At 48.4% G+C, this 24,050-nt stretch carries 18 protein-coding genes, 11 tRNA genes and 1 pseudogene; 2 read left to right on the top strand and 28 right to left on the bottom strand.

Going from position 1 to position 24,050, the window contains the following annotated elements:
- Positions 1-75: 75 nt before the first annotated feature.
- Both AC0YN4_RS18990 and AC0YN4_RS18985 read left to right on the top strand, forming a co-directional pair.
- The gene (locus AC0YN4_RS18990; RefSeq protein WP_475836492.1) at positions 76-2,394 is read left to right on the top strand and encodes a helix-turn-helix domain-containing protein; all 2,319 of its coding nucleotides are present in this window, start codon (positions 76-78) and stop codon (positions 2,392-2,394) included.
- A gap of 8 nt (positions 2,395-2,402) precedes the next feature.
- A complete protein-coding gene (locus AC0YN4_RS18985) occupies positions 2,403-3,986 on the top strand; it encodes an extracellular solute-binding protein (RefSeq protein WP_475783352.1) in 1,584 nt (527 codons plus the stop codon).
- A gap of 101 nt (positions 3,987-4,087) precedes the next feature.
- On the opposite strand, the gene AC0YN4_RS18980 is transcribed toward AC0YN4_RS18985, so the two are convergent.
- From AC0YN4_RS18980 to AC0YN4_RS18845, 28 genes and pseudogenes are all read right to left on the bottom strand, one after another.
- Positions 4,088-5,185 carry a mandelate racemase/muconate lactonizing enzyme family protein gene (locus tag AC0YN4_RS18980; protein WP_475783351.1) on the bottom strand — a complete coding sequence of 366 codons (1,098 nt, stop codon included), beginning with the start codon at positions 5,183-5,185 and terminating at the stop codon, positions 4,088-4,090.
- A 211-nt stretch (positions 5,186-5,396) separates the two neighbouring features.
- Positions 5,397-6,062, bottom strand: coding sequence for a GntR family transcriptional regulator (locus tag AC0YN4_RS18975; RefSeq protein WP_475836491.1), 666 nt, complete (start codon positions 6,060-6,062; stop codon positions 5,397-5,399).
- Between the two features lie 268 nt (positions 6,063-6,330).
- Positions 6,331-6,484 (bottom strand): annotated as a pseudogene (locus tag AC0YN4_RS18970) (SUMF1/EgtB/PvdO family nonheme iron enzyme); the annotation flags it as partial.
- Positions 6,485-6,776: 292 nt separating this feature from the next.
- Entirely contained in the window at positions 6,777-6,995 is a 219-nt protein-coding gene (locus tag AC0YN4_RS18965; RefSeq protein WP_475783349.1) for a hypothetical protein, read from the bottom strand.
- Between the two features lie 226 nt (positions 6,996-7,221).
- On the bottom strand, positions 7,222-7,353 hold the full coding sequence (locus tag AC0YN4_RS18960; protein ID WP_475836490.1) for a hypothetical protein: 132 nt from the start codon (positions 7,351-7,353) through the stop codon (positions 7,222-7,224).
- A gap of 4 nt (positions 7,354-7,357) precedes the next feature.
- Entirely contained in the window at positions 7,358-7,873 is a 516-nt protein-coding gene (locus tag AC0YN4_RS18955) for a hypothetical protein (protein WP_475836489.1), read from the bottom strand.
- Positions 7,874-8,254: 381 nt separating this feature from the next.
- Positions 8,255-8,611: a hypothetical protein gene (locus AC0YN4_RS18950; RefSeq protein ID WP_475836488.1), complete on the bottom strand. Its 357-nt coding sequence runs from the start codon at positions 8,609-8,611 to the stop codon at positions 8,255-8,257.
- On the bottom strand, positions 8,608-9,111 hold the full coding sequence (locus AC0YN4_RS18945) for a hypothetical protein (RefSeq protein ID WP_475836487.1): 504 nt from the start codon (positions 9,109-9,111) through the stop codon (positions 8,608-8,610). The genes AC0YN4_RS18950 and AC0YN4_RS18945 overlap by 4 nt, the downstream gene beginning before the upstream one ends.
- Before the next feature lie 476 nt (positions 9,112-9,587).
- The gene (gene glmS / locus AC0YN4_RS18940; protein WP_475836486.1) at positions 9,588-11,420 is read right to left on the bottom strand and encodes a glutamine--fructose-6-phosphate transaminase (isomerizing); all 1,833 of its coding nucleotides are present in this window, start codon (positions 11,418-11,420) and stop codon (positions 9,588-9,590) included.
- A gap of 759 nt (positions 11,421-12,179) precedes the next feature.
- Positions 12,180-13,526 carry a phosphoglucosamine mutase gene (gene glmM, locus AC0YN4_RS18935; protein ID WP_475836485.1) on the bottom strand — a complete coding sequence of 449 codons (1,347 nt, stop codon included), beginning with the start codon at positions 13,524-13,526 and terminating at the stop codon, positions 12,180-12,182.
- Positions 13,527-13,582: 56 nt separating this feature from the next.
- Positions 13,583-15,010 carry a CdaR family protein gene (locus tag AC0YN4_RS18930; RefSeq protein ID WP_475783342.1) on the bottom strand — a complete coding sequence of 476 codons (1,428 nt, stop codon included), beginning with the start codon at positions 15,008-15,010 and terminating at the stop codon, positions 13,583-13,585.
- Positions 15,003-15,842 carry a diadenylate cyclase CdaA gene (gene cdaA / locus AC0YN4_RS18925; RefSeq protein WP_090986478.1) on the bottom strand — a complete coding sequence of 280 codons (840 nt, stop codon included), beginning with the start codon at positions 15,840-15,842 and terminating at the stop codon, positions 15,003-15,005. The genes AC0YN4_RS18930 and cdaA overlap by 8 nt, the downstream gene beginning before the upstream one ends.
- Positions 15,843-15,980: 138 nt before the next feature.
- Positions 15,981-16,604 (bottom strand): anti-sigma factor family protein, encoded by a 624-nt coding sequence (locus tag AC0YN4_RS18920; RefSeq protein WP_475783341.1) that lies wholly within the window; start codon positions 16,602-16,604, stop codon positions 15,981-15,983.
- 124 nt (positions 16,605-16,728) lie between these two features.
- Positions 16,729-17,295 carry an RNA polymerase sigma factor SigW gene (gene sigW / locus AC0YN4_RS18915; protein ID WP_090986482.1) on the bottom strand — a complete coding sequence of 189 codons (567 nt, stop codon included), beginning with the start codon at positions 17,293-17,295 and terminating at the stop codon, positions 16,729-16,731.
- Positions 17,292-18,215 carry an EamA family transporter gene (locus tag AC0YN4_RS18910; RefSeq protein ID WP_475836484.1) on the bottom strand — a complete coding sequence of 308 codons (924 nt, stop codon included), beginning with the start codon at positions 18,213-18,215 and terminating at the stop codon, positions 17,292-17,294. The genes sigW and AC0YN4_RS18910 overlap by 4 nt, the downstream gene beginning before the upstream one ends.
- Before the next feature lie 292 nt (positions 18,216-18,507).
- Positions 18,508-21,315 carry a phosphoenolpyruvate carboxylase gene (gene ppc, locus AC0YN4_RS18905; protein WP_475783339.1) on the bottom strand — a complete coding sequence of 936 codons (2,808 nt, stop codon included), beginning with the start codon at positions 21,313-21,315 and terminating at the stop codon, positions 18,508-18,510.
- Between the two features lie 329 nt (positions 21,316-21,644).
- A tRNA-Gly gene (locus AC0YN4_RS18900) sits at positions 21,645-21,718 on the bottom strand.
- Between the two features lie 9 nt (positions 21,719-21,727).
- A tRNA-Pro gene (locus tag AC0YN4_RS18895) sits at positions 21,728-21,804 on the bottom strand.
- A 24-nt stretch (positions 21,805-21,828) separates the two neighbouring features.
- Positions 21,829-21,905, bottom strand: a tRNA-Arg gene (locus tag AC0YN4_RS18890).
- Between the two features lie 3 nt (positions 21,906-21,908).
- Positions 21,909-21,983 (bottom strand) — tRNA-Gly (locus AC0YN4_RS18885).
- 162 nt (positions 21,984-22,145) lie between these two features.
- The gene (locus tag AC0YN4_RS18880; RefSeq protein WP_475783338.1) at positions 22,146-22,988 is read right to left on the bottom strand and encodes an ABC transporter ATP-binding protein; all 843 of its coding nucleotides are present in this window, start codon (positions 22,986-22,988) and stop codon (positions 22,146-22,148) included.
- Between the two features lie 299 nt (positions 22,989-23,287).
- Positions 23,288-23,367 (bottom strand) — tRNA-Leu (locus AC0YN4_RS18875).
- A 32-nt stretch (positions 23,368-23,399) separates the two neighbouring features.
- Positions 23,400-23,475: transfer RNA gene (locus tag AC0YN4_RS18870), tRNA-Lys, on the bottom strand.
- A gap of 9 nt (positions 23,476-23,484) precedes the next feature.
- A tRNA-Gln gene (locus tag AC0YN4_RS18865) sits at positions 23,485-23,559 on the bottom strand.
- Between the two features lie 6 nt (positions 23,560-23,565).
- A tRNA-Val gene (locus tag AC0YN4_RS18860) sits at positions 23,566-23,641 on the bottom strand.
- 17 nt (positions 23,642-23,658) lie between these two features.
- A tRNA-Glu gene (locus AC0YN4_RS18855) sits at positions 23,659-23,733 on the bottom strand.
- Positions 23,734-23,750: 17 nt separating this feature from the next.
- Positions 23,751-23,826, bottom strand: a tRNA-Thr gene (locus AC0YN4_RS18850).
- A 4-nt stretch (positions 23,827-23,830) separates the two neighbouring features.
- A tRNA-Asn gene (locus tag AC0YN4_RS18845) sits at positions 23,831-23,906 on the bottom strand.
- Between the last annotated feature and the right edge of the window lie 144 nt (positions 23,907-24,050).

Here is a 24,050-nt window from a genome sequence, read left to right as displayed (position 1 = left end):
TTCTTGACGCTATCCGTTCTTATCATGTAAGGTGAGACCTACATGTCTGTCCTTTATTCGTCCTAGGAGGAAATCATGATACAACTGTTGAAGTCGATTCCGCGCAAAGCGACGGCTAGCATGAAGAAGAAGACGTTGGTTAGCATTTTCCTGCGCTTTTTTGTGCTGACTGTGCTGCTGATGGTTTCGTCCGCCACGATAGCTGTTTATTCGAACTACCGGATGATCGGCGACGCGAAAGAATCGAACCGGAACTATTTGCGCGCTGTCTCCTCGTCGCTTGATGGCTTGTTCAACAAGCTTAAAGACAAAGGCTATAGCATTGCCTCCGATACCGATTTTCTCAATCTGGTTGCCATGACGGACAAATCGCAAAAGAACTATAGCTCCGCCTCTTACGAATTGAGCAATAAGCTGTACGGTCTGTATATTAGCGATGATGTAGTCGATGATGCCTTTATCTATTTCCAGAACCTTAATACTGTACTGGCCGGTTCCGGATCATACGATCCGACTTTTTATTTCAATCGTCATTATCGCTACAAGGACTACCCGCAAGCCTTCTGGAACAACGCGCCCGAGAGTGGCAGCGATTCTTCCATCTTCCCCGCTACCGACGTAACGACGCAGAGCGGCGACTCCGGAGAGAAACGATATAAGAGCATCGTTCCGCTTCTTCTCAACATCGAAAGCCTTGCTCATGCGCGCAGCTACATGGCCATTAATATAGACGAACAAAAAATCTATCGATTGATTGACGACATGAACATTACGAAAAAGGGAGATATTTACCTCGTCGATACGCTTCATAACCGATTTATTAGCACAACAGACCGCAAAAAGCTTGGCGAAACGTTCGATGCAAAGTCACTCCGCTTGAATGCGACCGACGGCAGCACCGAATCGACCGTGAAAATCGGCAGTGAACGGTACATGCTGTCTTTTCAACATTCGACCTGGAGTAATCTTGGATTCCTGATCGTGACTCCGGAGCACATGCTGACCGGCCCAACGAACCATTTTCTATATTGGACCATCGGTGTAATGGTCTTGTTCATGCTGATCGGGACGTTCATTTCGGCCGTATTCACGCGGGGCATCTATTCGCCGCTGGCGGAGATCGTCATTCAGATGAAACGCTTTGCAATGTCCCCTTTCGAGCATGGCGGATCAGAATACGATTATATAAAAGAAAATATGACGTCATTGCAGCAGTTTCATCAGGAAAGCATGCCCTCGCTCCTGCAAATCTTGCTTTACCGTGCGCTGAATCAGCAGATTGATCAGGCAGACATTGACCGCCTGCAGCAGAAATACGATTTTTTTCGGGGCGGGGACTGCTTCGCCCTTGCGGTCGTCAGAGTCGGCTTCTCCGCTTGGAGCGAGCGGTCACCTGCAGATTTGAAACGGCGTTTAGCCGACTTCAACAAACCTGCGCTTGATATTTCAGAGCATGAGAGCATTCTCTTCTTACAGGAACATAACGCGGAGGACATACATGCGTGTGTTCAGCGGTTAGGCGATTTATTCGCGGCATTCCTAGAGGATCAGCCTGTAAGCGTAAATCTAGCTGTAGGCATCAGCCCGATATTTCATCAATTAGAGCAAACCTCGAAGGCCTATAAAGAAGCTTGTGCTGTCTTGGATTTGCGAAGCGTGAATAAAGAGGGCGTCCTATTTACGGACGCGGATGAATCCCGAGGCGGCAGAGCTAGCGCTTATCTCGCGGCAGACAAGAAAGAAATGCTATACAAGCATTTGGATCACGGAAATGTGGAAGGCGCCGCTCATTTGTTGGAACAGCTGCTTGGGGAGGCGCACAATCAGGACATGCCGTTTAAATCGTTCAAACAGCTGGCGAGCGATCTGGTCTATCTCGCGGTCGAGATCGTCTATGTTCGCGGCATAGACGATCAATCTTTATTTGACATGCCTGCCGACGAAGTCATCCCTTACATCGGCACCGTTCAAGATCCCCGGATCATGGAGTCCTTATGCCGAGATATCTATCGCGCGCTATCCGTTCATATCCAGAACCAGCTCCAATCGTCGAAGACGATTAATGGGATGCTGGATTATATTGCGCAGCATTTGCCGGAGGCCAATTTGACGATGATTGCCGATCGTTTCAGCATGAATGCCAACTATGTTTCGCAATATTTCAAGAAGCAGCTAGGCGTTACGTTTACCGACTACATTAATGGACTAAGAATCGATAAAGCGAAGAAACTCTTGGTTGGCTCGGCGCTTACGGTAAATGACATCGGCAAACAGGTTGGCTTCAATAATGCGAACGCCTTTATTCGCATGTTCAAGAAGCTCGAAGCCGTGACGCCTAACGAGTACCGCAAGGGCAACCAAGCGCTGCATCAGCAAGCAGCAGCAGAGAGGTGATGAGATATATGCTGTACAGACATCGAACAATCATCCTAGTACCCTTACTGACCGCGATACTTCTGCTTGCAGCTGCTTGTCTGTTCGTCGTATTCGATAAGAAGGCTGAAGGCAAGCAAGCTGAGCCGCCGATCGTAATTAAAGCGGCCGTCCCTTCCTTCGCTAGGGAACGAAATACGATGATCGACCTCGAGTACGAGCGGCTTACGCAGTTGAAGTTCGATTGGATTCAGTTTCCGGTGAACGATTATATCAAACGCATCAAGCAGCTGCTGGCCTCGTCCGGAGAGAAACCGGATATCTTCATCATCGACAAAGAAATGGTGCAGCGGTTCGGTCCGCAAGGGATGTTGCTCGATCTACAGCCCTACTTGGATCGGATGCCGAATTTGCAGCGCTGGATAAGCAAGTACCCGCAAATCTACCGCAGCATCGTCACCGAGGATGGCAAGCTGTATGGGATTGACGGCTTCAACACGTATGGGCAAATGCCGGTCGGCTATATGCTGCGTGCGGATATCTTCTATCGCAACGGAATGCTGCTACCGAAGACGTTCGATGAGTTATACGATTCGCTCAAGCAGCTCAAGAACATGTATCCGGATTCGAAGCCGATTTCGAATCGGTGGGGGCCGAACCGGCTCTTGGAAAGCTTCTTCATGGCCTATCACACGCATTACGGCATTTACTTCAATAACGAAGATTTGAGTTATAAGTTCGGACCTGTGGAGAGCAACTACAAGAAGGCGGTCGAGCTTGCCAGGAAGTTTTACGAGGCGAAGCTGATTGATCCCGATTTTGCAACGACCGCGGAGTCGCAGTATTTCGAGAACATTACATCGGGCAAAACATTCGCTATATTTAACGATTATTTTATAGAGATGGACGGGTGGCAGGAAAAAGGAAAAAAACAAGATTCCTTCTTTAACTTGAAAGCAGTCCTCCCTTTCATTACCGATACCGGCCTTCAAGCACTCGAGAAAGTTCAGTACCCGAATACGCAGGGAACGTGGGTCATCGCGATCAACGCTAAATCCAAACATATCGACGAATTGATCCGCTTGCTTGATGCTCAATATTCGGCTGAAATGATGGAGCTTGTCAATTGGGGGATCGAAGGAGATACGTTCGTTTGGGCTAACGGGGAGCGTACGTATACGTCCAAGATTCAAACGAAATTGAACCCGACGGGGACAGTTCCGCCGCAGCAGCCAGGTATCGACGGCCGAACCGGTATATGGGTGCCCTACGATCAAGATGCGGAGTATAAGCGAAGCTGGGGAGCACTGGGGCTCGAAGCGCAGCAGTCCTATAACGAAAACGCAAGCCGGATCGGATTCTTCGATGGGCCGGCTGTTCCGTTCAAGCAGGATGAGCTAAACACGATTACGAAGATTATGACCCCGCTAGACAAATTGATAACGGGGAAGCTGATCAAGTTCGTCACGGGCGAGCTGAACATGGATAGCGACTGGAACTCGTTTCAAGAAGAGCTTGGCAGAATGGGCTACCAGCGCGTGCTGGACATGTACCGCGAGAAGTTCGCAAAGCTGCCGGAAGATCAGAAAAAGCTGAATAAGACCATTAGGTAACTAAAAGAACCCGGAACAATTTCCCATTGTTCGGGTTCTTTCCATCTAGGAAAGTTCCCGATGAAGGAAGCCATCGGGAACTCATCCATTTTTCTTTCGTTTTACCTTACACGGTATTCATCAAAGAACATCGGCAATATAGTCGTTGAAGCACCTGGCATTTCAGGCAGCACGTAGAATCCTTCCTTGACGGTAGCCGGCTCTTCAAAGATGTGACGAATCCAAGGGATATACTCCAGCATTATCGCATTCTGAGTGGAGGCAACGAGATGCTGATGGATTTGACCCATATCCCCGACATGCGGACAGATCGGTACATCGTAAGATGCAGCCAGTCCCGCAACCTGCAGCCACTCGGTAATGCCGGCTACGCGCGTCACATCTACTTGGCAGTATTCTACGGCACCTTGATGAATATAATCGCGGAAGGCGTATTTGTTATAAACATGCTCGCCAAGCGCAATCGGTACGTTCAGTTCATCGGCCAACTTCTTATGACCCATGATGTCGTCCGGATTGAGCGGCTCCTCGAGCCAGAACAGGTCGAATTCTTCAAGCTTCTTGCCCCACGTCATCGCTGTATTGATGTTCCATTGTTGGTTGACGTCGATCATAAATATAATGTCGTCACCGATTAACTTGCGAACCGCTTTACAGCGGTCGTAATCTTCGCGCGGATCCTGCTTTCCGACCTTAATTTTGACACCCGTAAAGCCCGACTCGACGATCGCTGCCACATCCTTCAGCAGGCGCTCTTTCGACCAATTGAGCCATCCGCCGTTCGTGTTGTACGCTTTAATCGGCTTGGACTTCGCTCCGCCAAGCAGTTGCCAGAGCGGCTTATTCGATGCTTTTGCCATAATGTCCCACAGCGCAATGTCCACCGCCGCGAGTGCCATGTGCGTAACTCCAGCTCTGCCAATCCAGTGCATTTTACCAAAGCGCATCTCGTCCCACAGCTCTTTTACCATATACGGATCTTTACCGATTAATAGAGGTTTGTAATACTTTTCAATTGTATCGGCGATCATATCGTCGCCATGGGCGCAAGTTCCCGTATATCCATAACCGATAAAGCCTTCATCCGTATAGATGCGGACACCAGCTAAGCCCCAATGCGTCGCGACGTTAATGGCATCAGTAATCGGAGGTGTGATCGGTACGTGCAGGACAAACGTTTCTACATTCGTAATTTTCATTTGTAACCGCTCCATTCATTGGATATGAAAGTATGAAACTATTAGTAACCGAGTGACGCTCCCCCATCTACTGGAAGAGTTACGCCCGTAATGAAACCGAATTGAGGAGTGGACCTCTCCGGGTCACGATAGCCGTTTTCCCCACTAACTCGTCTAATCGCCCAACAATAATTAATCATTAATCATGTATGATTTATTTCAAAAAAAAAAATTATAGGAAGAAGTTTCTCGTACGTATATGCGAGTTTTTCAAATGCTGAAGAAGGTGGTTTGCTGCACCATCAAAATCGCGGGAAACCAAAGCATTGACGACAAGCATGTGCTCCGCCCACTCTTCTTCAATGACTTGAAGCTCCATCTCTTTATGGATAAACGATAAATATCTATGTATGCGCTCAATATACATGTTGATTAGATTTTTTAGCGTTTCGTTATCGCAGTATTGCAAAAGTAAACCGTGAAGGTTCCGATTCATTTCCGCAATCCGCTGAAGCTTCTCTTCGTTTTCCGTTGGCTTGTTAGTAGACCATTCTTCCATGTCCCGGACGATATCTCTAATTCTGTTGTCGGGGATGAGAGGTGCTGCTTTAGATAGAGCAAGCGTTTCCAGGTTCATTCGAATTTCAAAAATTTCATCCAACTCTTGCAGCGTCATCTCATTCGCGTACATGCCTTTGAAAGGCACCATGTGAACTAATCCTTCAGCTGTTAATCGGGACAGCGCTTCTCGAATTGGGATATTACTGACCTCCAGCTCGCGAGCCAATTGATCAATATTGATCTTCTCGCCAGGAGGGATTTCGTGATTCATAATCTGTCTCTTGAGCAAAGCATAAATCTCATCGGTAAGCACATATCGGCTTAAACCCTTTTTCACAGTGATCACCGACCCTTTAATGTATCATACACGATTTATTATAGAAGAAGATTGGTCGTTAGACAAGATCAAATCATACAACACATTCAAACCCTCGACGTTCCGGATTCCACAATAATGGCAGTTGATGAGGGAAATTAATGTTTGTTATTGGAACGTTAGTATTTATGCGGCTTATTAGGTTTACTTATAGGCGTTATAACATGAAGTTCTAGTCGGACTCTTGAGCATGTGCCTAGACAGGCGCCCGGTTCAACGCTTGTCGCGCAGGCTCGTAGGTATGAACTGGCGCGGTTCCCGCGTATCCGTCGGCCGCCTCGTTTAAGTGGGGGGAACGTCCCCTGCCAGATGTTGCAGCGGTGCTCGCCGCCGGGCTCGAGCTCGTCGCCCCAAGGGTAGGTCTTCTGCACGAGCCCTCCTCTCGCCGGGGCTGTTTTACGAATAAGTTAGTATCGTCTTCTAAATTACAAAAAAAGACCCGGGAATGCTGCTCTCCCAGGCCCTTAAATGTGCAGTACATATCGGAGGCCCCAGCCATATGGCCCCATACATCTCGCTACCGGTCATTTTTGTTTCTGATGCTACAAGAATTGGATCAGAGGTTTTTTGGGTGATATAACCCGTGTAAGTAGCTTTTACAGGCAGCGGTTCGACAGCTTCATTCTGCTTGTTGCAAGCCGTGATACCAAGCAAACTGATTGGGGGATACTTCCGCTACAAAACGATCTTATCCTGAGTTTCTGTATTTTCAGGATTAATAACCTCTTCTGCCGTGAACAAATCATTCAATGAACTAAGCGATCCATCCTTTTCTACCTGATACACATCTAGCTTCTCACCGACGAGACTCATTTCGATACAACAATTCCAACAGAAATATTGATGAGGACCAATCTTTCCGATATCTATCGAATTGCAATTGATACATTTCAATAGTTAGCGCTCCTCTCATGACATTTTGGTAGTACTACTAGAGTTACCGAATTGTAGTTCGTATAAACTAGCTAATCGTTCAATATTGCTAGTATTTTAAACTAGGAACAACTCCGAAAAATAAGCGCAGCATACAACAAGGACCTGGGAATTCTCTCCCAGGCCCTTAAGTGTGATCATCTAAAAGAAAAATAGTATTAGACTATCCTTTGGCTCTCTAACCTAATTAGTCATCAAAGCCGTCGAACACTTCACCTTTATCCTCTTCACTTAGGTTACACAAGGCTTCATCATAAAAATAGTCAAATGCCTCCTGATTAACTTGTACTTCTACTTCTTCTTCATTTACTTTGTCCATTACTTTACTCCTTTCTCGATCGCAACTCGTCGATTTTTTGTTTCCGTGGTGAATAGCACTGTTCGCATAGGGTCTGTACCCACCTTAAATCCCTTCGCAACACGCCGGCACCACCGCAAGATTCGCATACCGCCATTGATGCATCTTCCCATTTTCGTACAATATTCTTAACATCCCGATGAAGCTCGGAACGCTTGGATTTTGCCTGAAGACCGCCATCATCAAAGGGATCAACGGCTTTAATACCACTATCTATCAGATGGTAATCGAAACGTAACTTCCCGAACTTTTCCTTTACCCGATCAACAACAATGTCTACAGGCAACCCCGCGCTTTCGTATGACTTTTTGACTTCAGTGCAAAGTCCGCGGAGCACCTCATGCCACCCGTTGCCAACTTCACATCCGTAAGCACCAAATAAATCGTGTATTTGGCCACTTTCCTCCTGTTCTTCATAACTTTCTCCTCTTTTCATGAAAAAAAATTGATTCGCCAAGTGTTCTTCTAGTTCTTTTTTCATAGTCATCCCCGCATTCAATAGTCTCGCTGCGCACATGATATGACAATTTCTTAATGTTATAGATATGCTGTCTTCGTTGGTTGGTACTTGAATGCCTTTACATATTCTATGATACAGTCTTCACAAAGCTTGAAGCTCCATCTCTCAGTGTCAAATTTGCTGCCATATCCGAATACGAACTCAATTTCATGAAACTGGTCGTCCTCATAACCATAATCAGTAACTTCCTTGGCTTTCCCACAACGATTGCAAGTGATTTCTGCTCTTTTATTATCCACATCAAGTCTCCTCGCTTCCAGAAATGGCTTCAGATTGGGGCTATGCTTGGAGGTGACATAGAAACTTCCTCAGCAACACTGCTTTTGTGGTTAGCCCACGTTGTTACATAGCAGTTTTAACTGCTATCGAAAGCTTAAGCATGTCAAGAAACGCATTAAAAGAACCAGACACAGCAACGATTCTTCCAAGAAGCTTAATTAGCCAGTCATATTTAACGCGCTTGAGTCCAATAACCCGGGCCACAGATCTGGTCAAATCGTGGTGAATTGACGACTCTTTCGGTACAACCATTTTTACCGCAGCTAAAGCGAGGGCATCTTTATTGATCTCATCCTCTGAATCCAATCTGTATGGACCGCAACAAGAATTTCCTTTATCACCAAACTCTGTCCACGCAATATAATCGGCATGCTTTGCTAACAATTGGACGGTAGCTCTCACTTCATTTATATTTGTCACTCCAATCCTCCATCTACAATTTTCTTGATAGCTGTAATTTTCCCCCATGCTTCTTCGGTATCACTTTCTAATAACTCGGCTACCTTTCGAATTAGAGAAATGCCATCGACCTTGAGCTTTATAACTTCTACGGGTACAGTTGTTTTATTCACATTCAATCTCATTCTAGCGGCGAGAATACAAAGCCTAGTCATATAACTAATTCTAGGCTTTGATAAATCTAACTGATCCCTGAAGCTTTTCACAACTACATTGAAATCCCCCTGTTCAATATTAAACGTCCTAATAGTTGAATATTCATTCGGATCAAGTTCAACATTGTTATCACCTTCAAATTTAGTTGCTGCTACTTCTCGCCAATCTGGAATCTTTGCAGCTGCATCTTTAAATGAATAATATAGCGCTTCACTTTTTCCCTTTTCAATTCTAGGATCATGATTTATGAGTTCCTGAAGACCGATTACGTCCCCCTTTGTTAATCGTATCGACTTACTTAACATAGTATCATCCTCTCGAAAATTGTATTGTTTTGTATTAAATTGTATTTCGTTGTTATTATGATAACAAATGTAAAAGGTGATGACAATATGTTATGTATTTTTTTTTATTTATTTGTATTGTATATTACAATAAAAGCAGTCCTTGGCTTTCATAAACCGATGTACTCGCATCATTACCGCACGGGATCGCTTCATTACTTCTGTAGTCGGCGGACTCGTATCTTTAAAACCTAGACCAAACGGTACCACCTTAAACATAGCTTCTGAACTCGATCCCGGCCCTTCCGGATGAAGCCCTGCTTTACGATTGACGAGGCGGTGACGGCTGCCGGTAAAATTACTTTATAGAAATTAGAAGCTGACTTTTAGAGTCCGCCATAAACTTGACCCCATTAAAAAAGGCAACCAGAGTGATGCTCCTCTGGTTGCCCTTTATATTAGTCTGTAATTGTTGTTGTCACCTTACTGCTAAATCCCTACTCCACCGTAACGCTCTTCGCCAAGTTACGCGGTTTATCCACATCATTACCACGTGCCAGCGACGCATAGTACGCGATCAACTGCAGTGGAACAACCGACAATGCCGGCGAGAGAAGAGGCAGCGTCTTCGGAATCGCGAAGAGCTCATCAACCGACTTCGCCACTTCTACTTCCAAACCTTCATTGATCACGCCAAGCACATGCGCGCCGCGAGCTTTCACTTCTTTAATGTTGCTAAGTGTTTTCTCGTACAGATCTTCTTGCGTGATCAGCGAAATCACCGGAATGCCCTCTTCGATCAGCGCAAGCGTACCGTGCTTCAGCTCACCCGCTGCATAAGCCTCGGAGTGAATGTAGGAGATTTCTTTCAGCTTCAGCGAGCCTTCTTGCGCCACTGCAAAGTCAACGCCGCGGCCGATGAAGAACAAGTTGTTGTGCTTGGAAAGGTTATCTGCCACTTGCTTCAGTACAGGCGCGTTATCCAGAATGCTTTCCACTTGCTCAGGCAGCTGGTGCATCGCCGTAACTACTTCAGCGATAAACGCGCTGTCCTTCGTACCGAGCGTTTCCGCCAAGAACAGACCGAGCAGGTAGAACGCGATCAATTGAGATGTGTAAGCTTTCGTCGAAGCAACCGCAATCTCAGGTCCTGCTTGCGTGATGATCACATCATCCGCTTCGCGGGAAACCGAGCTGCCTACGACATTCGTAATCGCCAAGACGCGTGCGCCGCAGCGTTTAGCTTCACGCAGGGCAGCCAATGTATCAGCTGTCTCACCAGATTGGCTAACTACGATAACAAGCGTGTCAGGCGTAATGATTGGGGAACGGTAACGATACTCCGACGCCACATCCGTTTCAACCGGAATGCGAGCCAGGCTCTCAAGAACGGTTTTACCAACCAAACCAGCGTGCATCGCCGTACCGCAAGCTACGATATGGATCTTACGGATCGCACGAATCTCGTCTGCAGTCATGCCGATTTCGTTCAATTCCACGGAACGGCCATCATCCGAAATACGGCCCATCATCGTGTCGCGGTAAGCTTTTGGCTGCTCATATATTTCTTTCAGCATGAAGTGATCGAATCCGGCTTTCTCCGCCGTTACCAGGTCCCAATCGACATGGAATATTTCCTTGGAAATAAATTCGCCTTCAGTCGTCATCAATTCGACACCGTTTTTCGTCAAAATCGCCATTTCGCCGTCATTCAGAATGTACACATTACGCGTATGCTCCAGAATAGCCGGGATATCCGATCCGATGAAGTTCTCGCCTTCGCCAACGCCGATAACGAGCGGGCTAGCGAAACGTACAGCAACCAGACGTTCTGGTTCATATTCGGTCAATACGCCAAGTGCAAAAGCACCGCGCATCCGTTTAACCGCACGTTGTACCGCCTTCACGATATCGCCATCGTACTCATCGGCAACCAGGTGGGAAATAACCTCCGTGTCCGTTTCGGATACGAACTTGCAGCCTTTGGCGATCAGCTCATCCTTCAAATCCAGATAGTTCTCGATGATGCCGTTGTGCACGACAGAGAACTTATGCGAGTTGTCTGTATGCGGATGGGAGTTAGCATCCGACGGTTTGCCATGCGTAGCCCAGCGCGTATGACCGATACCAACGGAGCCTTCAAGCGGCTGTCCGTCTAACTTCTGCTCCAGGTTTGCAAGGCGACCGATCGACTTGCGCACTTCAAGACCGTTCTTCGTGAAAACAGCAATACCCGCCGAGTCATAACCGCGGTATTCCAGCTTCTTCAAGCCCTCGATCAAAATATCCTGCGAATCCCGTTTACCAATATATCCTACAATTCCACACATATGAATAGACCTCCGTATTGGGTAGTTTACCCCGCTTCAACGGTTGCCATGAATACAGAATGGGTCGGCACAAAGCCGCCTCCGTTCGCCGGCATCGTCCCTGCTAAGGTTCGAAATATCAAAAAAAGACAATAAGAAAGAAAGCGCACCATCCGTGCGTTTTGAAAAATAACAAGAAATAAGTCCGAACACAACGCAATAGAGACAGCCCCTCTGTGGGTTGCTGCCACTGCCGTGTACATCTACAATCTCAAATCGACACACTCCGGCTTCCGTTGCCGCAGGTGCTTCACAAATCCTATGGAGCATTTTACCGACCCTTTGTCAGCCCGGTCGCCCGGTCTATTTGAGTATCGGCTTACGGTTAAATGCAATACCGGGAGGTCCCCGCCGAACATTCCGAACACCTCCACCTCGTCAGCTTGCCGCTTTATACACCCGACTACCTGCATGGCCATTTCCGAATGGACCGTGCAGCAGTTGTATAAACCCTTGCAAGCTCTGGCGCTTTGCGATGCTTACAACCTCTATCCTCACTTTCGCTTCCTGAATGATACTTCTCCTACTATATTCATTTTTATGCTGAGGTGCAACTAATAATTGAGGTAACCGTTTACAAAACGCACATATTATCCAACAGCCTATCTTACTTCGCATGATCCCATTCCTTGCAAAAAGCAACCCCAGACGTTCGCAGTAACTGCGTATGTCTAGGGTTGCCCGATCACCAATAGTTATGAACGATAATGCCTCAATTTACTACTCTGCACCAAGCTCTGCGCGCACCGTGTCTACGATACGAGCTACGTAAGCCTCAACTTGCTCTTTATCCGGACCTTCTGCCATAACGCGGATAAGTGACTCTGTGCCCGAAGGACGCACAAGCACGCGGCCGTTGTCGCCAAGCTCCTGTTCCACTTCAGCGATAACCGCGGCAATCGCCGGATTATCCTTGTAGGTGCTCTTATCTGCAACGCGCACGTTGATCAGCACTTGCGGATATTTGCGCATCAATGTTCGCTGTTCGCTAAGTTTCTTGCCGGAACCAACGAGCGTGTCCGTCAACTGCAAGGCAGTGAGAATACCGTCACCGGTCGTATTGTAATCGAGGAAAATAACATGACCGGACTGCTCGCCGCCCAAGTTAAATCCGCCGCGGCGCATCTCTTCCATCACGTAACGGTCACCGACCGCCGTTTGTGCCGTGTTCAGACCGATTTTGCCAGCAGCCTTGAAGAAACCGATATTGCTCATAACTGTCGTTACGACCGTATCGTTCTTCAGCTTGCCGGCCCGCTTCATGGCATCACCGCAGATGCACAGAATGTAATCGCCATCGACTACTTCGCCTTTCTCGTCAATCGCGATCAACCGATCCGCGTCACCGTCGAAGGAAAGTCCGAAATCCGCGCCATGCTTCAGCACTTCTTCACGCAGATATTCCGGATGCGTCGAACCTACGCCATCATTGATGTTCAGGCCGTTCGGCTCAGCGCCGACCGTAATGATTTCTGCACCAAGCTCACGGAACACAGTAGGCGCAATGGAATGCGCGGAACCGTTCGCACAGTCGAGCACGATCTTTAACCCTGTGAAAGAATGCGTAACCGTCGTCTTCAAGAAGTCGATAAATTGGCGTTTTGCCGTATCATCCACCGTAACCGTACCGATATCTCCGCCTTCCGGACGCGGCAGTTCATCCACTTCCGCATCCATCAAACGCTCGATTTCAAGCTCTGTATCGTCGGAGAGCTTATAGCCGTCTCCGCCAAAGAATTTAATGCCGTTATCTTCAACCGGGTTATGCGAAGCGGAGATCATGACACCCGCATCCGCACCCAGCACACGTGTTAAGTAAGCCACTGCAGGAGTCGATACAACCCCGATTCGTACAACGCTTGCCCCAATGGACAGCAGACCCGCAATCAGCGATGCCTCCAGCATTGGACCTGAAATACGGGTATCGAGCCCGATAACAACCTTCGGCTTCTCAGCCTGACCGGCAAGAACGTAGCCGCCGCAGCGACCGATTTTATAAGCAAGCTCAGGCGTGAGCTCGCGGTTTGCTACACCGCGTACACCGTCTGTTCCGAAATATTTTCCCATTATACTGAAATCCCCTTTATCTATTCTCAAATAGGCATCATTCAACATTGACCACGCTACGGCACCGATGCTCCTGTGTTGGAGTTTGCATTCGAATTCGTTGCGCCGCCACTATTACCTTTAGTCTCGCCGGCAGATTCATCTCCGGTTATCGCATTTTCTCCGCCGTTCACTGCCTCGGAATCAGGCGTGTTCGTCGCCGGATCTCCTCCGGAGTCTCCCCCGCCGCCAGGATCGGTAATCGTCTCCGTACTGTCTGTTATCTCCACCGTAATCGTTATCGGCGCATTTGGTGCTTGATCGACGAACCGCGGCAGATGTACCTCAAGCGGAACATCATGGCTGCCTGGCCCCAATCCGCTTAAGTCTGCGATGAGCTGAACATCCTTGGACTGCAGCTGAGCCAGAACGTTCGAGGCCCCTTTCACGATCGCATCAACCATGCCGTTTGGCGGCATCGTCACTTTGGCGTTCAAGCCCTCCGACAGACCAATCATCTTCACCGGCAAATGTGACATTACTCTAGTCTCGGCAGGTACAATCAAATACTCGAACTTGACTGTCAGCGGATCTACTGTGGCAATTCCTTCTATTTGTGGAACATCGAGCTCCATCGTACCTGATTCTGTCAGCTTCGACAAGTCAATTGTAATGCCGTCATAATAATCATACTTGTCCAGCACGTCCTGAGGTCCGTATACCGTAATCTGTTCCACACTCTGTTTAAAGGAGGCAATCGCGTAACCGTCCGTAAGCTTTCCGGTAAATCCAATCTGCAGCGGCAGCTTCTTAAACGGCTTTGTTATCGGAATTTCCACTTCGACCACACTCGGGTTGATGACTGCGTCCGTGAGCTCATTGCCTTCCTTATCGTAAGCTATAAGCTTCATCTTCTTATCGTTAACCGTCTCTTCTTCACCTTCAACCGATACCGTTCCTCCGACTGATGCGACCAAATCCATCTGATCCTTCGGCAGTGTCACATGCACGCGGTTGTTCGGCTTCACAACAGGTTGTCCGATCTTGTACCCTTTACCCGGAATACCGTCGGTCTTAACCGTAACTTCATATTCTTTCGTAACGATACGTTCTAATACGACCGTCACGTTGCTTGGTCGCACTTCAATGAGCTCCAGTCCGCGCGGCAAATTCACCTTAACCGGAAGCACCTTTCGTCCTTCCGTTGCTTGGCTGAGATCGACCGTGACTTGATAATCATTGTTGCGTGAAGCGATCAGAAAATCCGACTTCGAGCCCTGTACCGTCAAATGAACGACTTCCGGATCAAGCAGCCGAAGCGCATAATTCTTATCATCCATTCCAATCGGCGTGACCTGAACCGCATCAATTTCCTGTGTTTCCGTCAGATTAGCCACCGTATTGGGCGTTTTCTCCGAATCGAAATGCACAACGGCCCACATCAGGATTCCGATCATCAGCGAGAGGATCTTAATCGCCGTCGGATGGCTTAACCATTTATCCATGCTGATTGCCTCCTTTCCGTTTCCAGAAAGGTTTCTTCGCACCTTGACGCTCACGCGCCTTGGAGTTCGGGTTCAGCTCCTCGAACAGCTTCGAGATCAATGATTCTTCTTTAATGTCGCGAACGATCATCCCGCCGACTGCAAGTGAAATCTGACCCGTTTCCTCCGATACGACGATCGACACGGCATCGCACACCTCGGTCACGCCGATTGCGGCACGATGCCTTGTCCCTAATTCCTTGCTGATAAAAGGGTTCTCCGACAGCGGCAAATAGCAGCCCGCCGCCATAATTTGACTACCTCGAATAATAACGGCTCCATCATGAAGCGGCGTATTCGGGATGAAGATATTAATAAGCAGCTCCGAGCTCACGATGGATTCCATTTGGATTCCGGATTCGATGTAGTCGGATAACCCGGTATTGCGTTCAAAGACGATCAATGCGCCGATTTTGCGTTTGGCCATATAATTAAGCGACTTAATGATCTCTCCGATCCGATCACTAATATCCCGCTCCACTACAGAGGACCGGCTAAACAGACTGCCCCGTCCAAGCTGCTCCAGCGCTCTGCGAAGCTCCGGCTGAAAAATAATCAGAATCGTAACGACCCCGAACGTAAACATTTGATTCATAAGCCACTTGAGCGTATACAAATTGAACCAGGTGCTGATGGCCCATGTCGCAACCAGGACAATGATCCCCTTCAACAGCTGAACTGCTCTTGTTCCTCGGACAAGCAGAATCAATTTATAGATAATGTAGCTAACAACGGAAATATCAATAAGATCTTTGATCCATTCTTTCCAAGTCAAATCTGCAAAATAGTTCATCTGCCAACCCCCAAAGACCAAATGCCTGGGCATTTTAATTCTTTTATCGGATTTCTAACTTTATTATTTTCTAGAACCGGGGATGCAAATCCTTTTTTTTTCACAAAAAAACCTCCCGCAAGAGGAGGCAGTCATAAATCAATAGGCCAAACTGCTGATGGAATGCGTAACTTTGTACCAAAACCAGTCCAGCGCCTGGTCAATCTGCTTCACTTCTCCGGATATATGTGCGGTAGAGGCTTGATACAACTTACCTGAAATCACGGTTACATCGCCTTCTACATCGCCAAGTACGTTTGCTTTGCCGTTCTCAACCGTAAGGTCTCCCTTCACATGGGCGCCTTCCGGTACAGTAACGGTATCTCCTTCAATAATAACCTGTGCGAGATCCGCACCGCGTACGGTGAGATCGTTATCCTGCTGCCACATAGCGAGGAAGCTGGAGAACATTACAAGGGCAAATACGGCGGCAACCGACACGGCGGGATGATTCCGAATCCAGTTGGCAAAACCGATTCTACGGCGTTTCACGGGCAGCGAGCCCATAATGCGACTCGTGAGCTGCGCGGATTGGTGCGGCGAAATCGTGACGCGAGTGTCCATCATCGAATGTGTCAGCGCTTCCGTCCGTTCCAGTTGCTCAAGCCTTACGCGGCATGATTCACAGGAATCTATATGAAGTTTCAATTCAGCCAGATCATCGTGAGGCAGCTCATCATCCAAATAATCATGCATCAGCATGACGGCGACGTTGCAATTCATAGCAGCCATTCCTTTCTTCATTAGTTACAGTAATATACGTTACGTGTGCAAGGCGGCGATGTTTCACTTTTTTTGAATATCCGCGCTTGACCAGAATTTAACAACCGGCTTCATCCGCTTCTGCCTACAGCTTATGCTCCAGTTTCTTACGAAGGAACTCCCGTCCGCGATGGACACGGGTTTTCACTGTCGTTACCGGCATATCAAGCACATCCCCGATTTCCTGCAAGGACAGCTCCTCTAAGTAGCGAAGCACCATAACCGACTTATACTTAGCCGGCAGCGTCTCAATGGCTTGATGAATGATTCGCTGCGTATCCGATAACAGCATCTCGCTCTCCGGCGTACGGTTATCACTTGGGATCATGGCGTAACCATCAAGACCCTCGTGTTCACCTGATTCCGCATCTAAGGAATACACCGGCTTCCTCTTGCGCAATCGGTCGATACATAAATTCGTGGCGATCCGATAAATCCAGGTTGAGAATTTCATCGTGTCATCGTAACGCTCTAGATTCTTGTATACACGCAGGAAGACATCCTGTACGACATCCTCCGCTTCCTGGCGGTTGTACAGCATTCGGTATGACATATGATAAAGCTTGTCCTGATAAAGCTCCACGAGCTCTGCAAAAGCCCGTTGGTCGCCTTTCAAAGCTAACTTGGCTAATCTCGCCTCAACTGATTTCAATGCTTCTCCTCCAAACGCGCCGAGTTCCCCTTCCGTTTACCGGTCGACAATTCGGCTATTCCGATCCCTGCTACAATAAGCAAGATACCAACTACCCGCCCTAAGCTGAGCGGCTCTCCAAGGATAGCCCATGCCGTCAAGATCACTACCGGCAGCTCTACAGCGCCGAGCAAGGCAGATAAGCTGCTGCCAATGCGGGGAATCCCGATATTAAACAGCAATGTGGGTACGACTTGGGCCAATGTACCAAGCAGCAATCCCCAGCCAACCAGTGCTGCTTCTCGACCTGCTGGGAAGGCCCCAGAGCCATAGAGAAGCGTAATGAGTATAAAACCCGCACTGACCATGACAGCGGAGCGTATAACCGTATCCTGTTGCCCCTCAAGCTGCCCCGTCCACCAAATAAACAAGCTATAAGACACGGCGGACAAGAATCCTGCCAGCACACCGGTGACGCTCACCTTGGTCAGCCCGTTCTCCGGCAGTTGGGCGGCAAGCACGGTACCCATCATAACGATAACAATCGCAAGCAAACGCAGCTTGCCGGGCCATGTCCGTTTCTGAATGCTGTCTAGCAAGATGGTAATCCATGTAAACTGAAAAAGCAATACTATCGCGAGCGATGCGTCCAAGCGCTGCAGCGCCGCATTATATAGAATCGTCGTCATCGCGAGTCCGCATGTACCGATTAGAACAAGCTTCAGCCACGATCCTCGAAGAGGATTCTGCCACCGCTTCCACCGTACGAGTGCAATCAGCCATAACAACACCATCGCAATGCCCGTCTGATGAACGGTCACTTGCCCCTGCGTAAAGCCGTCCTCATACGCCTTCTTAATAATAACCGGCAGCAGCCCGTAGCTCGCAGCCCCCATCAGTACGCAGAGTAAGGACAACCAATACAACGGATCCCGCTTCATGCGCAGCCGCCTCCCTTGCCAGATGACCGGATAACAACGAAAAAAAGCCGGACCCCGGGCGGACAACAGCTGTCCGGGCGTCCAGCCCCTTTTATGAATGTTATGCACGATATGATAAAGGGATGCTACTGTCCCCCTTCGGGGACAAACATCTCGACCAATGCTGCCCAAGCCGAAGGCTAGTGCAAACCATGATCGTCGACCAATGCTGTGTGACCTACCGGTCACCCAAACCAATGGTCGTCGACCAATGCTGTGTGACCTACCGGTCACCCAAACCAATGGTCGTGCATCAGCCCGTGTTGCGAAGTCCTGCCGCTATTCCGTTGATTGTGAGCAGCACTTCACGCAGCAGCTCCGGATCATCGGCTTCGCCGTTGGCACGTTTCTCGCGCAGTTCCTTCAGGAGCTGCACTTGCATGTAGCTCAGCGGATCTACGTACGGGTTACGCAGACGGATCGACTCTTGGATAACAGGTACGTTATCCAGAATATCCGCTTGGCCTGTGATTTGCAGAATGAACGAAGATGTCATGGCATACTCTTCCTCGATTTGAGTGAAGATGCGGTCCCGGATCGTCGTGTCTGAAATCATGCAGGCATATTCTTTGGCAATTTGCAGGTCGGCTTTCGCAAGCGCCATTTGCAAGTTGTCAATTAATGTGGTGAAGAACGGGAATTTCTCGTACATGACGCGCAGCGTGTTCATACGCTTCTCGTCACCTGCGACATACCCTTGCAGTGCCGTTCCGGCTGCATACCATGCAGGCAGCAAGTAGCGGCTTTGCGTCCAAGCGAATACCCACGGAATAGCGCGCAGATCCTCGAAACGGTCGCTGCCTTTACGTTTGGCCGGACGGGAACCGATATTCAGCTCGCCAACCTCCGGAAGAGGTGTCGACTCCTTGAAGAACGTCATGAAATCCGGATCACGGAAAATCAGATCCTGATACTTCGTGAGCGCCGTCTCCGAGATGCCGCGTGCGATCTCTTCCCACTCTGCAGTTGCTCCGGCTTCTTGTTCCGGATACTTCGCCAAACGGGAAGCGGTAACCAGCGCCCAAGTCGCTTGCTCCAAGCTGCGGTAAGCAATGCCCTTCATCGAGTAACGGGACGACAGTACTTCCCCTTGCTCCGTAATCTTAATACCGCCTCCAACCGTATGTGGAGGCTGTGCAAGAATACTGCGGTTCAGCGGCATACCGCCGCGTCCGAGCGCTCCGCCACGACCGTGGAAGAACTTCAGCTTCACGTCGAATTTCTTCGCTGCACTTGTAATCGCATTAAGCGCTACGCGCAGCTCCCAGTTCGCCGTAACCACGCCGCCGTCTTTGTTGCTGTCGGAGTATCCGAGCATGATTTCATGCAGATTTCCGCGCGCTTCAACAGCTTGTCGGTAGATCGGCAGTGCAAACAGCTGCTCCATAATGCCAGGTGCCGCATGCAAATCGTCGATTGTTTCGAATAGAGGTACTGCCTGCAGCGTGCAGCGAACGTTGCCGTTTGATTCCTTACGGAACAAACCGACTTCTTTGGCAAACACCATTACTTCAAGCATATCGCTCGCGCCTTGCGTCATGCTGATCAGGTAGCTGGAGATACAGTTCACACCGAATTCTGCTTGCGCACGATAAATCGTATGATAAACATCCAAGCACTCGCGAGTGCTATCGGAATATTCAAAATGCGGCGAAGTCAGCGGACGCGGATCGTTCAGCAACTTATGCAGCAGCTCGATCTTCTCGTCTTCTGTTAATGACGCATAATTATTCACGATATTCATGTTCGCAAGCACTTCAGTCATCGCATTCTCATGCTCTTTACTGTGCTGACGAACGTCCAGTGCAGCAAGATGAAAGCCAAACAATTCAACTTGGCGAATCAGTTTACGAATGTGCGTATCCGCAACATAATCAGCAAAATGATTACGCAAGCTTCTATCGATGATACACAGATCCGCTTTCAGCTCATCCGCGCTGTTATAGCGCTTAACCGAGCCTTTAAGTGCATCTTTCGATGTATTAGCGAGCTTCTCCAGCATATAGCCGAGCTTAACCCGGTAAGGTTCTTTATCGTTACGCCATAGATCCACACTGCGCGTGTCGATCTTCTCGCGATCACTCTTAATCGAATCCAGCAATTCTTGTGAAACCTCAATGATATTCGTGCTGAAGCTGAGCTGACTCATAACTTCTTTCAGCAGCTCCTCATACTTTTCCAGTACAAGTCCGCGCTGCAGCGTTAAAGTCTCCCAAGTTACTTTTGCCGTTACCGAAGGGTTACCGTCACGGTCGCCGCCGATCCACGAACCAAAGCGGAGATACGTAGGCACATGCCAGCGCTCTTCTGGGTAGTACTTGTCCAAGCAGCGCTCAAGCTCTTCATAAACACTTGGAAGCACTTCGAACAAGGTCTCGTCAAAATAGTACATGCCATTACGAACTTCATCGATAACCGTAGGTTTACGATCGCGAAGCTCGTCCGTTTGCCACAACGTCAGTACTTCATTAAGCAGCTTCTCACGTAATTTCTCACGCTCACGGTAAGTCAGCGTTGGATTGTCCAGCTCCACGACATCCGCTGCAATGCGCTGATGAATATCAAGCACGGCGCGGCGAGTAGCTTCTGTTGGATGAGCCGTCATTACGAGCTCAAGTGAAATATCTTCAATAATGCTTCTAACATTGTCTACATCAATTCCTTGATCTTTAAGCACTTGAATGGCGCTCTCGATCGATCCTGGCTGTACCGTTTCTCCGGCAGAACGCTCGTAATCGCGTTTACGGCGAATACGGTGATTCTGTTCCGCAATATTAACGAGTTGAAAATAAATCGCAAACGCACGAATAACCTGATGACGCGTCTCCGGATTCAAAGCATCAATAACTGCAGTGAATTCTTCATACAGCTCCGGCAGGAATTGCGCACGCAGCGCTTTACTCATCTCACGGATTTTCTCTACATTCTCCAGCAGCTCGTGACCGCCTTGGTGGACAAGTACATCCCCAAGAATGTTCCCCAAGAACCGAACGTCTCGGCGAAGTAAATTGTTTGATTGCGGCCTTGTGCTTGTGACAGTCGTTCCAGCATGTTCCGACATTCCCTAATCCTCCTCCAGGTTTCGCATGATGCAAAACCACCTCGTAAGCATAGTCTTTGTGTGTAACGGAGCAAAAACACTCGTAAGCAAATCTTCGGATTTAACGCATGAATTCTACTTGCCATGTGTATTTATACGACTTACTCTCAGATTTCAGGTCTTAAAATCATCAACATAAGCCCATTTAACCCGTATTGTCGGTTTTTAACTTTAACCATCATACTACAAATTAACAGTCGGTTGAAGCTTTTTCCTGCATGGAAGAATAAGGGTGAAACTATATAAAAATAAAAAGCCTTGGAGTACCAAGGCTTTGATTATCAATTGTATGGAGCGGGTGATGGGAATCGAACCCACGCTATTAGCTTGGAAGGCTAAAGTTCTACCATTGAACTACACCCGCAGAAGAAGATGGTCGGGATGACACGATTTGAACATGCGACCCCCTGGTCCCAAACCAGGTGCTCTACCAAGCTGAGCTACATCCCGTTATGTAATGCTGCAATTAAAGAATGGCGTGCCCTGAGAGATTCGAACTCCCGGCCTTTTGATTCGTAGTCAAACGCTCTATCCAGCTGAGCTAAGGGCACTAATGGAGCGGAAGACGGGAATCGAACCCGCGACCCTCGCCTTGGCAAGGCGATGCTCTACCGCTGAGCCACTTCCGCATAGTGGCAGTCGCTTTATCTCAAGCGCGACAAGTAATAATATATCATGCTGAATTATGAAAAGCAACCCTTTAATTAAAAAAAATATGATTCCTTTGCAATCGCCGGCCATACTGCTATGACCAGCGATGTATCGCGCTTATGACGCTGCTCTCACAGCTGCTATACCGACATACTGAGCGGCTGTGGAATCTCTTGTTGAACCGCCGCAGGAGCTCCTGTACGAGCCAGTGCATACGGTAAACACAGCGGTACGCCAGATCGAGGATCCAGAATGATATCCGCTTCGATGCTGAACACTTCACGGAGGACATCCTTGTTCATAACGGCAACCGGTGTACCTTCCCCAACCACATTACCGCTCTTGATGGCAATCATATGGTGGGCGTACCGCGAAGCATGATTCAAGTCGTGAACGACCATAACAATGGTTCTGCCAGCCGTTTCATTCAAATGCTGCAAGAGCTCCAATACTTCAAGCTGATGCGTCATATCAAGAAATGTTGTAGGCTCATCAAGGAATAGCATATCTGTCTGCTGAGCCAGTGCCATCGCAATCCACGCACGTTGACGCTGACCGCCAGATAGACGGTCAATTGGTCGATCGGCGAATTCCGTCATCCCCGTCTTCTCAACTGCCCACTGGATGACAGATCGGTCTTCCTTGCTGAGCGAGCCAAAACCCTTCTGATAAGGGAAACGCCCGTAAGAGACAAGCTCAGCCACTGTCAGTCCATCCGGAGCCGTTGGATTCTGGGGCAGGATTGCAAGCTGCTTCGCCACTTCCTTCGTGGATTGTTTATGCACCGATTTGCCGTCCAGGAGCACCGTTCCTGCAGAAGGGGACATCAATCGAGCCATCGTCTTCAGAATCGTCGATTTACCAGATCCGTTGGCTCCCACAAGCGCAGTGATTTTACCTTTAGGGATGATTATATTTAGATTCTCGACAATAAGGCGTTCCTCATAGCCGATATTGAGTTTGGAAGTCATGAATGAATTCATCTATTTACAGCTCCTTGCAGAACAAACCGTCCTGCTCTGATAATATTTCTCATTATTGTACTATATCATGATAATCATTCTCACTAGATCCGTCAAGTGTTAGCGTGAGCCCATTGAAATTATATCCCCACACCATGCACAACTCTGTGAAGAACCGTTTATTATCGTGCAAATTGTCACAACATTCGGCGAAATTGTGGATAAGTAATGCAGTCATAGCAAGTGTTTCACCGATTATGCGATAGTTATCTACAGAGTTATACACAAAAAGACCCTCAACGAGGGTCTTCTGTTTGTTATGCGCGTAGAGGGACTTGAACCCCCACGGTCGCCCGCCAGATCCTAAGTCTGGTGCGTCTGCCAATTCCGCCATACGCGCGCATATCCAATTCCATTCTCAATAGGTGAAAATGGTGAGTCATGTAGGATTCGAACCTACGACACCCTGATTAAAAGTCAGGTGCTCTACCAACTGAGCTAATGACTCAAACTAAAATGGCTGGGGATCTAGGATTCGAACCTAGGGATGACGGAGTCAAAGTCCGTTGCCTTACCGCTTGGCTAATCCCCAGTATACTGGTGGAGGCTGACGGGATCGAACCGCCGACCCTCTGCTTGTAAGGCAGATGCTCTCCCAGCTGAGCTAAGCCTCCGAGATAGAGAGAAAAAATGGTGACCCGTAGGGGACTCGAACCCCTGTTACCTCCGTGAAAGGGAGGTGTCTTAACCACTTGACCAACGGGCCATCTTGCAAAAAATCACTGGAGCTCTCAACCGGAATCGAACCGGTGACCTCATCCTTACCATGGATGCACTCTGCCGACTGAGCTATGAGAGCATGATGGCTCCCCGAACAGGACTCGAACCTGTGACAACTCGATTAACAGTCGAGTGCTCTACCAACTGAGCTATCAGGGAACAGTGTTATTCAGGAACCTTGTTCAAAGCTTACGCCTTGAAAACTGGATACGAACCTTTGCGAAGGTTTTCATTAGCTGATTGTTGTCCGAAGTTGAACATCCGAGCAGATGTTCGTAGGATAAGCCCTCGACCGATTAGTAT

It is taken from the genome of Paenibacillus sp. J22R3 (assembly GCF_056269305.1).
This window is presented reverse-complemented; position numbering and strand designations above follow the sequence as displayed.

What these genes read in the sequence shown, in the direction of transcription:
- AC0YN4_RS18960 (WP_475836490.1), bottom strand. Translation starts at nt 7,353, where the DNA reads ATGGACAAAGTAAATGAAGAAGAAGTAGAAGTACAAGTTAATCAGGAG.
- AC0YN4_RS18980 (WP_475783351.1), bottom strand. Translation starts at nt 5,185, where the DNA reads ATGAAAATTACGAATGTAGAAACGTTTGTCCTGCACGTACCGATCACA.
- AC0YN4_RS18930 (WP_475783342.1), bottom strand. Translation starts at nt 15,010, where the DNA reads ATGGATAAATGGTTAAGCCATCCGACGGCGATTAAGATCCTCTCGCTG.
- AC0YN4_RS18920 (WP_475783341.1), bottom strand. Translation starts at nt 16,604, where the DNA reads ATGAATTGCAACGTCGCCGTCATGCTGATGCATGATTATTTGGATGAT.
- AC0YN4_RS18955 (WP_475836489.1), bottom strand. Translation starts at nt 7,873, where the DNA reads ATGAAAAAAGAACTAGAAGAACACTTGGCGAATCAATTTTTTTTCATG.
- cdaA (WP_090986478.1), bottom strand. Translation starts at nt 15,842, where the DNA reads ATGAACTATTTTGCAGATTTGACTTGGAAAGAATGGATCAAAGATCTT.
- AC0YN4_RS18945 (WP_475836487.1), bottom strand. Translation starts at nt 9,111, where the DNA reads ATGTTAAGTAAGTCGATACGATTAACAAAGGGGGACGTAATCGGTCTT.
- AC0YN4_RS18910 (WP_475836484.1), bottom strand. Translation starts at nt 18,215, where the DNA reads ATGAAGCGGGATCCGTTGTATTGGTTGTCCTTACTCTGCGTACTGATG.
- AC0YN4_RS18985 (WP_475783352.1), top strand. Translation starts at nt 2,403, where the DNA reads ATGCTGTACAGACATCGAACAATCATCCTAGTACCCTTACTGACCGCG.
- glmS (WP_475836486.1), bottom strand. Translation starts at nt 11,420, where the DNA reads ATGTGTGGAATTGTAGGATATATTGGTAAACGGGATTCGCAGGATATT.
- AC0YN4_RS18880 (WP_475783338.1), bottom strand. Translation starts at nt 22,988, where the DNA reads ATGAATTCATTCATGACTTCCAAACTCAATATCGGCTATGAGGAACGC.
- AC0YN4_RS18990 (WP_475836492.1), top strand. Translation starts at nt 76, where the DNA reads ATGATACAACTGTTGAAGTCGATTCCGCGCAAAGCGACGGCTAGCATG.
- glmM (WP_475836485.1), bottom strand. Translation starts at nt 13,526, where the DNA reads ATGGGAAAATATTTCGGAACAGACGGTGTACGCGGTGTAGCAAACCGC.
- ppc (WP_475783339.1), bottom strand. Translation starts at nt 21,315, where the DNA reads ATGTCGGAACATGCTGGAACGACTGTCACAAGCACAAGGCCGCAATCA.